The organism is Pseudomonas sp. CGJS7, from assembly GCF_036961695.1.
Genome location: NZ_JBAMDI010000219.1, coordinates 1 through 10,187, shown reverse-complemented (window position 1 = coordinate 10,187; position 10,187 = coordinate 1). Strand labels below are relative to the sequence as shown.

Sequence of the window (10,187 nt, the reverse complement as noted above, 5' to 3'; positions counted from 1 at the left end):
GGTCGGCCGGGCGGCTGCTCTGATCTGGATAACGCAGCGCGCGAAGGCGCCAGGACAGCGGCCGGCGGCGTCGGGCCATTACATGCGGTCGCGATGCACGGCGCGATGACGGACAGGTTGCAGCGGCGTGTCGGTGGCGGCGTCGGTCTCAGTCGTGGGTTTCGCCCGACAGCGGCGTGGCGCGCATCGACGGGCGTTGTTCGAACGCGTCCAGCCACGCGCTCAGGCGCGGGCGGCCGGCGCGGAAATCGGGCAGTTCGCGGAACTCCAGCCAGCTCAGCGCGGTGGCCACGGCGATGTGGCCCACGTGCAGGGGCTCGGCATCGTCGAGGTCGCGTTCGAGCCAGTCGTAGCTTTCGGTGAGTTTGGCGGTGTACGCCGCACGCAGCGCCTCGTAGCGCAGGGCCTCGGGACGGCGCACGGTTTCCCAGCGCACCTTGATGCCGAAGTCGGCCAGGCCTTGCGCCACCGCCTGCCAGTGCAGCGCGCGCCAACGCGCTTCGCCCTCGATCGGGATCAGCGGCGCGCCGTCGTGCAGCGTGTCCAGGTAGGCGCAGATGATGTCCGAGTCGAACAGCGCGGGCAGGCCGGGGCGGATCAGTACCGGCACCTTGCCCATCGGATTTTGCGCGTAGACGGTCTCGTTGCGCAGGGTCGGGCTGGTTTCGTGGTGGACCACGTCGATGCGGTCGGCCAGGCCGATTTCGTGGGCGAAGACCAGCGCCTTGCGGGCGTAGGGCGAGTGGGTTTGATAGAGCAGTTGCATGTCGGGCCTGCGTGTTGGGGGATTCGGGGTACGTATCGTTGACTGAGCGGTTTTGTCGGGGAGGTGGGAGCAAGATCAAAATGGATTCCGGCTTTCGCCGGAATGACGGGATAGGGGGATGCGCGGCTTTTCTTGGTGGCGGTTAGTCGCGCTCGGCGTGTGTTGCGTCGTGCAGCACTTGGGCCAAGGCCGCGGTGAGTCGGCGCGCGGTCGGAAGATGCAGGAACTCGTTGGGGCCGTGGGCGTTGGATTGTGGGCCCAACACGCCGGTGACCAGGAACTGCGCTTGCGGATAACGTTCGCCAAGCATGGCCAGAAACGGGATGCCGCCACCGCCGCCGATCAAAGCGCTGCCGCGGCCGAACGCCAGTTGCGAGGCGCGCTCCAGACTGGCGGCCAGCCACGGCGCAGCCTGCGGCGCGTGCCAGCCGCGGCTGGCGAAATCCAGTTCGAACGAAACAGCGCTGCGGTACGGCGGATCGGCCAGCAACAGTTCGCGCATACGTTGCGCGGCGGTTTCGGGATCGAGCGTGGGCGGCAGGCGCAGGCTCAGCTTGAGCGCGGTGCAGGGCTGCATCACCGCGGCCGCATCCGCCACCCGCGGCGCGCCGTCGATGCCGGTGATCGCCAATTGGGGTCGCCACGCGCGGTTGAGCGCGAGTTCGCCGGGATCCTCGACCACCGCACGGGTATCGCCGTGAAACGGAAAGCCGTCGAGCAAGCCCTGCCCCAATGCGGCGCCCGCGACCGCGGCCTGTTCGCGCCGCTGCGGCGGAATCGGTACATGAAACGCATCGACGATCTCGCCGCTGCGCGGATCCTCCAGGCGCGACAGCAACTGCCGGGCGATGCGGAAACTCGACGGCACGATTCCGGACGCGTCGCCCGAGTGCACGCCTTCATCGAGCACGCGCACGCTCAGGGTTGCGGCCACTTGGCCGCGCAGCGAGGTGGTGGTCCACAGTTGATCGTAATTGCCGCAGCCCGCGTCCAGGGCGACGATCAGCGTCGGTTCGCCCAAGCGCGGCGCCAGCGTTTCGATGTAGGCCGGCAAGTCGACGCTGCTGGATTCTTCGCTGGCTTCGATAAGAATCCGGCAGGGCGGGTGCGCGACGCCCTGCTCGCGCAACGCGGTCAATGCGGCGATCGCGGCGAAGATCGCGTAACCGTCGTCGGCGCCGCCGCGTCCGTACAGGCGTTCGCCTTCGAACACCGGCGTCCAGGCCTCGCGGCCCGGCGCCCAGCCCGGCATCGGCGGTTGTTTGTCCAGATGGCCGTAGATCAGTACCGGCGTATCGGCGCCATCGGGGTCGACGCCGTCGCCATGGCCCGGTATCTCGATGAAGATCAGCGGCGTGCGGCCCGGCAGGCGCAAGGTGTCCACACGCGCGCCGGGCAGCGTGGCCAGATGCGTGCGCGCCCAATCGGTCATCAGCAACGCCGCGCGATCCATGTGGCCGTTCGCGGCCCATTCGGGATCGAACGCCGGCGATTCGCAGGGGATGGCGATGTATTCGCACAGCGCCGGCAGGATGTCGTCGCGCCAGGCGCGGTCGATGCGGCGCTGGAGCGCGGGGAAGTCGAGTTCGAAGGAATGCATGGCAGCGCCTTGGGATAAGCCGGAGAGGCTAGCGGCGCGCGGCTGCGTTTCGGCGGCGTTGTGGGGGTGGCGGTTGCGGTTTTTCGGCAATCGAAAAGCCGCCGACTGCGCCAGAACCATCACCCCGTCATTCCGGTGAAAGCCGGAATCCCTCCAGTCGTCATTCTGGCGAAAGCAGGAATCCCCCACGCAATCATTCCGGCGAAAGCAGGAATCCCCACGCCGTCACTCCGGCGAAAGCCGGAATCCCCACGCCGTCATTCCGGCGAAAGCCGGAATCCCCACGCTGTCACTCCGGCGAAAGCCGGAATCCCCCACGCCGTCACTCCGGCGAAAGCCGGAATCCCCCACGCCGTCATTCCGGCGAAAGCCGGAATCCATTTTGATTTTGCCCTTGGCGATTTCGAAGCAGAGCGCTTGGTGAGCCGGGTCTTCGGCGGCAGACGTGGTATTTCACCTCTTCGGTTGCCATAAACTCCCCCCATGAAACTCGACCGCTTCGACCGCCAACTGCTCAACCTGGTGCAGGAAGACGCCGGCCAGACCGCCGAGCGTCTGGCCGAACAAGTGGCGTTGTCGCCCTCGGCGATCCAGCGCCGGCTGCGGCGCATGCGCGAAGGCGGGGTGATCCTGCGCGAGGCCGCGGTGCTCGATCCCAAGCAGGTCGGCCGGCCGACCTTCTTCATCGTGTCCCTGCAGGTCGAGCGCGAGCGGCCGGAACTGCTGGCGCAGTTGCGCCGCTGGCTGTCGGCGCACGCCCAGGTGCAGCAAGTGTTCTACGTCACCGGCGAGGCCGACTTCGTGCTGGTGGTGACCGCGCCGGACACCGAGAACTTCGACGCGCTGATGGTCGGCATGGTCGCGGAAAATCCCAACATCCACCGTTTCACCACCAATGTCGCGTTGAGTCTGGTCAAGCGCGGCATGACCATCCCGGTCGCCGAAGACGAACCCGACTGAGCGCCGCGCGCGTTTTTCCGGCGCGGATCGGCGTCGATACGCGGCCGCCGCGCGCGCAGCGCGACCTAGACTGCGGCCATGAAAGCACTCTGGCCCACCGATCCGGCCCAACTGTGGCCCGACTATCGCCCCACCGACCTGCTCGACCTGCCCGAGCTCGCGCGCCGCTGCGGCGTGCGCCGGGTGTTGGCCAAGGCCGAGAACCAACGCGCGCTGGGCAGTTTCAAATCGCTGGGCGGGATGTACGCCGGCTTGCGCGCGCTGAGCCGCCGCACCGGCGCGGCATCGCTGGCGCAATTGCGCGCGGCCTGCGCCGCCGCACCGTCGCCGTTGCGTCTGCTCTGCGCCAGCGACGGCAATCACGGCCTGGCGGTAGCCGCCGCCGCGCGCCAGGCCGGCGTCGCCGCGCTGATCTTCCTGCCCGCGGCGGTGCCCGAAGCGCGCGCCGCCCGCATCCGCGCGCTGGATGCGCAGGTCGTGCGGGTGGCCGGCGATTACGAAGACGCGGTGCTGCAGGCCGAAGCGGCCGCGGCGCGCGGCGAAGGCCTGCTGATCGCCGACACCGGCAGCGATGCCGACGACCCGGTGATCGCCGATGTCTTGGCCGGTTACGGATTGCTGGCGCGCGAGCTGCGCGCGCAATGCGCGCAGCCGCCGAGTCACGTCTACGTGCAGGCCGGCGTCGGCGTGCTGGCCGCGGCATTGGCCGAAGGCTTGCACGATTGGTTGCGCGCGCCGGCGCGGTTGACGGTGGTCGAACCCGAGCGCGCCGCCTGCGTTGGGCACGGTCTGCAGGTGGGCTTGGCGCAGCGTATCGACGGCGATCTGGATACGGTCGCGGGCATGCTGTCTTGCGGTCAGGCGGCGAGCGTGGCGTTGGCGAGTTTGCTGCGTCGTGGCGCGACGGCGATGAGCGTGGACGAAGCTCAGCTCATCCAAGCGCCGGGCGTCGTGAGCGCGAGCGGCGGGCCCGAGACCACCCCGTCCGGCGCCGCGGGCGTGGCGGGTTTGCTGCGCGCGGCTGAAGAGCCGGCATTGCGGCGTGCGCATGGGCTGGATGAGAACAGTGTGGTGTTGGTGGTGATCAGCGAAGCGGCTTTGGTCGAGGCGAATTAAGCCACTAGCAGAACAAAAGCGCCTAACTCACCCACCGTTATCACCACATGACTCACCTGTCGTCATCGCCGCGCAACCCACCTACCGTCATTCCGGCGAAAGCCGGAATCCATTTTGATCTTGCTCCCGCCATCTGAGCGAACCATTTCGCCAGAGCTTTCTAAGAGTCGCTAAAACCGCCCTTAGCCGAGCCGATCAAAGCAAAGTCAAAATGGATTCCGGCTTTCGCCGGAATGACGGTAGGTGGGTGGCGCGGTTGCTCGGCTGCGTGAGCTAGCGAGGTCGAAGCCGAAGCCGAATCCATCCGCGACGCACTACATCTTCGAAAAACACTCGATCAAAAACTCCACCGTCGCCCGCACGCTCGGCAACTGCCCACGCCGATGCGGCATCACCAGCGTGGTAGTCACACGCCCCGCATTCCATGCAGGCAGAACCCGCCGCAAACGTCCGTCCTCGAGTTCGCCCCGACACATGCGCTCGGGCAGCACCGTAATCCCCAACCCGGCCACGGTCGCCGCGCGCAAGACCCGTCCCTCATTGGCAGTCATGCGCGGATGCGGCTCCACTTCCACTCGCTGCCCGCTGTCGTCGCTCAAAGTCCACAGCGTGTTGCCGGCCATGCCGGTCAACAACCCATCGTGCAGCGCCAGTTCGCGCGGATGCTGCGGCTCGCCGCGCTCGGCCAGATACGCGGGCGCGGCGACCAGCACGATGGTTTCCACAAACGCCTGGCGCTGGATCAAGCCCGAATCCGGCAGCGGCGCGAAATGGCTGCGCACGCCGATGTCGTAACCCTCCTGGACCAGATCGACGCGGCGATCGCTGACGTCCAGCTGCACATGCAGTCGCGGATACGCGCGCGCCAGCGCCGGCAGGTGCTCGGCCAGATAGTCCTGCGCGGTCGGCACGCCGCAGGTGATGCGCACGTTGCCGCTGGGTTCGGCCACGCGCCGGCGCACCGCGTTCTCGGCCGCCTCGGTTTCGATCAAGGCCGCGCGCGCGTGTTCGTGGAAATCGCGGCCGGTGTCGGTGAGCACGAAGCTGCGCGAGGTGCGGTGGATCAGGCGCACGCCCAGTTCCTCCTCCAGCGCGGCCACCCGCTTGCTGATCGTGGACTTGGGCACGCCGAGCCGGCGCGAGGCCGCGGCGAAGCCGCCGTGCTCGACGGCGGTGGCGAACAGGATCAGGTCGTTCAGATTGAGCATCGGTACAAAGTACACGTATGTGGACTTTGCATCCACTTTTTGCAGACTACACGGCCAAAGTCCACGCACCTACAGTGATCACACCCGCAGCGCAGCAGCCACCCGGCACCCGCCACCTGCCCCGCCCCGCGGTCCTCCCTAATCACTGCAAAGGAAAATCCCATGTCCCCGATCCTCTATTACGGCGTCCCCTCCGGTTGCTCGTTCGGCTCCATCGTCGCCCTGGAATGGTCCGGCCAGCCCTACCGGCTGGCGCGCGTGAACATGCCCGAAGACATGCAGACCGAGCTGTTCGCCACCATCAACCCGGTCCGCGAAACCCCCGCCCTGACCACCGCGCGCGGCGACATGCTGGCCGAGAGCATGGCCATCCTCAATCACATCGGCGCCGATCCGGGCGCGCTGGCCGCCGGCATCTCGTTCCAGCAAGGCACCCGCGAGTTCGACGAACTCAACCGCATGCTGGCCTTCCTCAACACCACCTTCTTCGGCTCGTTCTCGTCGTTGTGGTGGCAGCTGGAACACGATTCGGACGAAGTCACCAAGCGCGTGCTGACCGAGTACGGCCGTCTGCGGGTGGTGCGCGCCCATCAGGAACTCGAACGCATGCTCGGCGACAAGCCTTACCTGCTGGGCGAACACCGCACCCTCGCCGACGCTTACTTCATCGGCATCGCGCGCTGGACCAAGTACCACAACGTCGTCGACCGCCGCGATTACCCGAACCTGCAGCGCCTGTTCGACAAGCTGGAAGCCGACCCGGCGGTGATCTTCGCCCACGCCATCGAGCAGCAACGGCCGGCGACCAGCGGCGGCCGCTTCGAGGGCGAAGTCGGTTTGGCCGAGTCGGTGGCGTTCAAGCGCGCTGCGTAATCGCAAGCGTTGGCATCGCCTGCGTCAAAACGACGAATCCCCCGGTGTCGCAAGACACCGGGGGATGCGCACAAAAGCTTCGGGTCGGCGCGCGGCGGTCAGCCGCCGGTCTCCATCGCCACTTCGGCCCGCACCAGCGGCTTGCGCTTGCGCGGACGGCTCGGGAAGGCGTGGCGCAGGATGCGCCAGCTGACTTCACCGAACTGCCGCGGCAGCGAACCGGTGTCGTAATGCTGGCCGTAGCGCGCGCAGATCTCGCGCACTTCCACCGCCATAGTGGCGTAACGCCAGGCCGGGATATCGGGATAGAAGTGGTGTTCGATCTGGTGGCTCAAGTTGCCGGTCATCAGGTCCATGACCTTGCCGCCGGTCAGATTGGCCGAACCGCGCAGCTGGCGCAGATACCAATGCCCGCGCGACTCGTTGCGCACCGATTCCTTCGGGAACACTTCCGCGTCGTGGGTGAAGTGGCCGCAGAAGATCACCACGTACGTCCACACGTTGCGCATGCCGTTGGCGACCAGGTTGCCCAGCAGCACCGGCAGGAAGAACGGGCCGGCCAGCAGCGGGAACAACACATAGTCCTTGAGCAACTGCTTGCCCATCTTGCGCCCGACCGGCACGAACTTGCGCCACATCTGCCGGTGGGTGGTCTTGCCGGCCAACCAGCGGCCCACGCGCAGCTCCTGGATCGCCACGCCCCACTGGAAATACAGGGCGAAGATCACCGCGATCGGCGGCTGCAGCAGAAAGAACGGACGCCAGCGCTGCTCCGGAAAAATCCGCAGCAGGCCGTAGCCGATGTCGTCGTCCATGCCGCGCACGTTGGTCCAGGTGTGATGCTGGTAGTTGTGGGTTTTGCGCCAGTTGTCGCCGGTGGCGACGATGTCCCACTCGTAGGTCTTGCCGTCCAGGTGCGGATCGCGCATCCAGTCGTACTGGCCGTGCATGACGTTATGGCCGACCTCCATGTTCTCCATGATCTTCGACAGACCGAGCAGTACGGTGCCGAGAATCACGCCCGGCCAGAACAGCCAGGACACGAACGCGCCGCCGACGGCGCCGGCGAACAACAGCACCCGGCCGAGCAAGCCGGTGTAGCGCACCGCCGCGACCACGCGGCGGATGTAGTCGGCGTCCACCTTGCCCAACTGGGCGACGGTGCGCGCGCGCAGCGCATCGAGTTCTTCGCCGAAGCGGTCGAGTTCCTGCGGGGTCAGCGGGCGATTGCGGGAGGAAGTCATGGGCGGATCACAGATCGAGAACGAGGTGGCTGGTCGCGCTGTTCACGCACAGACGCAGCGAGGACACCGGCTCGGCCTGTTCGGCGCCGGTGTGCAGATGACGGGTGCTGCCCGAGGACTTGCCGCAGGAGCAGGTGTTGCACAGCCCCATCCGGCAGCCCGAAGGCAGATTCAGACCGTGCGCTTCCAGCGCGGTCAGCAAGGACTGGCCGCGCGGCAACGCCAGGGTGCGGCCGCTGCGCGCGAGCACCACTTCGACCAGGCCTTCTTCGGCGACCACGCGCGGCGGCGGGGTGAAGGCTTCGGCGTCGAAGGCGCGCGCGTGCGCGGCGCCGACTTCGCGCGCCTGGGCGACGAAACCGCCGGGGCCGCAGGCGTAGACGCGGCGCGCGGACAAGTCTTCGACGTGCTGCGACAACAGCTCGGCGTCGATGCGTCCGGCGTGTTCGTGCGCGTGTTCCGGCGCCTGCCGGGTCAGCAGGAACCGCACCTGGAAATTCGGATGTTGCGCGGCCAGCGCGCGCAGCTCATCGACGAAACACAATTCTTCGCGGCGCCGCGCCCAGTACAACAGCGTCAGCGGCGCCGGCATGCCCTGCGCGGCCAGCTCGCGGGTCATCGCCATCAACGGGGTGATGCCGCTGCCGGCGGCGAGGAACAACCACGCGCCGTCGTTGCGTTCGGGCAACACCATCTCGCCGAAGGCTTCGCCGATTTCGAGCACGTCGCCGACTTGGGCGTGGTCGTGCAGATGCCGGCTGAGCTTGCCGCCCTCGATCGCCTTGACCGTGATCGCGATCCGGCCGTCGCCGCGCGGGGCGTCGGACAGGCTGTAGCTGCGCGACACCAGGACGCCGTCGATGCGCGCGCCGATCATCAGATGCTGGCCGGCGCGGGCACCGGCCCAGTGCCGATTCGGCGCCAGCAGCAGGGTCACCGCGTCGGCCGAGGCCGGGCTGCGCTCGACGATGCGCGCCAGCGGGCGCTCCCAGGTCAGGGTCGGATGCAGCTTGGAAGCCCAGAAATCAAAGACTTGCGGCGCAACCAACGGCGCGATCAGTCGTCGAAGACGGCTCTGCGGGCGGCGGACGGAGGGGCGGAGGGCAGCGTTCATGGCGGCCACTATACATGCATCCGCACAGCTGTGTGCACAACCGTATATTAATATGACAACGGGAGTATCATGTGGCCTGCCCGTCCGAGCGCCAGCCAGCCGTGAGCCAACGCTTTTCCACCGACATCGACGTCGACACGCACCCGGGCCGCAAGGCGACCATTTCCCGTGAGGATCTGGTCGCCGCCGCGCTGAAGCTGATCGGACCGCATCGCAGCGTGTCCAGCCTGAGCCTGCGCGAGGTCGCGCGCGAAGCCGGCATCGCGCCCAACAGTTTCTATCGCCAGTTCCGCGACACCGACGAGCTGGCGGTGGCGTTGATCGATCTGGCCGGGCAATCGCTGCGCAAGATCGTCGGCGAAGCGCGCCAGCGCGTGGCCGCGCGGCGCAGCATCGTGCGCAGTTCGATCGAAGCGTTCATGGAGCAACTGCGCGCCGACGACAAACTGCTGCACGTGCTGCTGCGCGAGGGCACGGTGGGTTCGGACGCGTTCAAGCGCGCGGTCGACCGCGAGTTGTCGTTCTTCGAAGAAGAGCTGCGGGTCGATCTGATCCGGCTGGCGGCGCTGGACAAGGTCACGTTGTACGAGCCGGCGCTGGTGGCGCGCTCGATCACCCGCCTGGTGTTCGCGATGGGCGCCACCGCGATGGACATGCCGCGCGAGAAAGACCCCGAGCTGATCGAACAGATGAGCACGATGGTGCGGATGATCCTGGCCGGCGCGCGGGCGATGTCGATGCCGATGAAGCGCAGCCCGCTGGGCTGATTTCGTAGAGTTCGGCCGCGCGGCGGCAGCGAACGCTCAGCGCAGGTCTTCCACGCGGATTCCGCGCGCGCGCAGCCGCGCCACGATCTCGGCGCCGTGGTACTTCCACAAGTCCCCGGCCACTACTTCTTCCTGCGACCCGTCCGCATACGTCGCCGTCCAAATCTGCTGGAAGCTGCTGCGGCCGCGCCGCCCGGTATGCAGGCGCTCGCTGATCTGGATCGAGCGCACCTTGGCCAGATCGAAGCCCTTGGGCCCGTAGTCGGCCATGAACCAGATCCCGTGCGGCTGCTCCAGCCGCCGCTCATCCAGCGTGACCCGATCCATGAACATCCCCGGCGCCATCAAGCCGCCGACCATGGCCGCCATCAGAAACGCCACGAACGCCAGCCGCAGCGCCATCTTGATCCGGTGCCGGCGCTGGATCAGGAACACGCCCAGGCCAGCGAACGCCAGCGCCACGGCGGTCACCGCCAGCGGGATGTACAACGGAAGCGTGTAAGTCATCGCATGCGTTACCGGTAGTGAAAGAAAGTCCG

General features: G+C 67.4%; 10 protein-coding genes. 4 read left to right on the top strand and 6 right to left on the bottom strand.

Annotated features, from left to right (window positions below; all coding sequences use genetic code 11):
* Nucleotides 1-148: 148 nt before the first annotated feature.
* Both V7787_RS51015 and V7787_RS51010 read right to left on the bottom strand, forming a co-directional pair.
* Entirely contained in the window at nt 149-766 is a 618-nt protein-coding gene (locus V7787_RS51015) for a glutathione S-transferase family protein (protein ID WP_336095159.1), read from the bottom strand.
* 142 nt (nt 767-908) lie between these two features.
* Nucleotides 909-2,366 (bottom strand): M20/M25/M40 family metallo-hydrolase, encoded by a 1,458-nt coding sequence (locus V7787_RS51010; protein ID WP_336095158.1) that lies wholly within the window; start codon nt 2,364-2,366, stop codon nt 909-911.
* Nucleotides 2,367-2,849: 483 nt separating this feature from the next.
* Here V7787_RS51010 and V7787_RS51005 point away from each other — a divergent pair, with 483 nt between their 5' ends.
* A complete protein-coding gene (locus V7787_RS51005) occupies nt 2,850-3,326 on the top strand; it encodes an Lrp/AsnC family transcriptional regulator (RefSeq protein WP_336095157.1) in 477 nt (158 codons plus the stop codon).
* A 78-nt stretch (nt 3,327-3,404) separates the two neighbouring features.
* Nucleotides 3,405-4,442 (top strand): pyridoxal-phosphate dependent enzyme, encoded by a 1,038-nt coding sequence (locus V7787_RS51000; protein WP_336095156.1) that lies wholly within the window; start codon nt 3,405-3,407, stop codon nt 4,440-4,442.
* 314 nt (nt 4,443-4,756) lie between these two features.
* Here V7787_RS51000 and V7787_RS50995 read toward each other — a convergent pair whose 3' ends face one another.
* Nucleotides 4,757-5,665, bottom strand: a complete 909-nt coding sequence (locus V7787_RS50995) for a LysR substrate-binding domain-containing protein (protein ID WP_336095155.1) — start codon at nt 5,663-5,665, stop codon at nt 4,757-4,759.
* 147 nt (nt 5,666-5,812) lie between these two features.
* On the opposite strand from V7787_RS50995, the gene V7787_RS50990 reads away from it, so the two are divergent.
* Nucleotides 5,813-6,523, top strand: coding sequence for a glutathione S-transferase family protein (locus V7787_RS50990; RefSeq protein WP_336095154.1), 711 nt, complete (start codon nt 5,813-5,815; stop codon nt 6,521-6,523).
* Nucleotides 6,524-6,621: 98 nt separating this feature from the next.
* On the opposite strand, the gene V7787_RS50985 is transcribed toward V7787_RS50990, so the two are convergent.
* Together V7787_RS50985 and V7787_RS50980 are read right to left on the bottom strand one after the other, a co-directional pair.
* Nucleotides 6,622-7,767, bottom strand: coding sequence for a fatty acid desaturase family protein (locus V7787_RS50985; RefSeq protein WP_336095153.1), 1,146 nt, complete (start codon nt 7,765-7,767; stop codon nt 6,622-6,624).
* Nucleotides 7,768-7,774: 7 nt separating this feature from the next.
* Nucleotides 7,775-8,881 carry a ferredoxin reductase gene (locus V7787_RS50980; protein WP_336095152.1) on the bottom strand — a complete coding sequence of 369 codons (1,107 nt, stop codon included), beginning with the start codon at nt 8,879-8,881 and terminating at the stop codon, nt 7,775-7,777.
* Nucleotides 8,882-8,952: 71 nt separating this feature from the next.
* Here V7787_RS50980 and fabR point away from each other — a divergent pair, with 71 nt between their 5' ends.
* The gene (fabR, locus tag V7787_RS50975) at nt 8,953-9,648 is read left to right on the top strand and encodes an HTH-type transcriptional repressor FabR (RefSeq protein WP_336095151.1); all 696 of its coding nucleotides are present in this window, start codon (nt 8,953-8,955) and stop codon (nt 9,646-9,648) included.
* Nucleotides 9,649-9,684: 36 nt separating this feature from the next.
* Here the strand turns inward: fabR and V7787_RS50970 are convergent.
* Nucleotides 9,685-10,187, bottom strand: a 503-nt coding sequence (locus V7787_RS50970) for a hypothetical protein (RefSeq protein WP_336095150.1), incomplete at its 5' end; no start/stop codon positions are given.

What these genes read in the sequence shown, in the direction of transcription:
- V7787_RS51015 (WP_336095159.1), bottom strand. Translation starts at nt 766, where the DNA reads ATGCAACTGCTCTATCAAACCCACTCGCCCTACGCCCGCAAGGCGCTG.
- V7787_RS51010 (WP_336095158.1), bottom strand. Translation starts at nt 2,366, where the DNA reads ATGCATTCCTTCGAACTCGACTTCCCCGCGCTCCAGCGCCGCATCGAC.
- V7787_RS51005 (WP_336095157.1), top strand. Translation starts at nt 2,850, where the DNA reads ATGAAACTCGACCGCTTCGACCGCCAACTGCTCAACCTGGTGCAGGAA.
- V7787_RS51000 (WP_336095156.1), top strand. Translation starts at nt 3,405, where the DNA reads ATGAAAGCACTCTGGCCCACCGATCCGGCCCAACTGTGGCCCGACTAT.
- V7787_RS50990 (WP_336095154.1), top strand. Translation starts at nt 5,813, where the DNA reads ATGTCCCCGATCCTCTATTACGGCGTCCCCTCCGGTTGCTCGTTCGGC.
- V7787_RS50985 (WP_336095153.1), bottom strand. Translation starts at nt 7,767, where the DNA reads ATGACTTCCTCCCGCAATCGCCCGCTGACCCCGCAGGAACTCGACCGC.
- V7787_RS50980 (WP_336095152.1), bottom strand. Translation starts at nt 8,881, where the DNA reads ATGAACGCTGCCCTCCGCCCCTCCGTCCGCCGCCCGCAGAGCCGTCTT.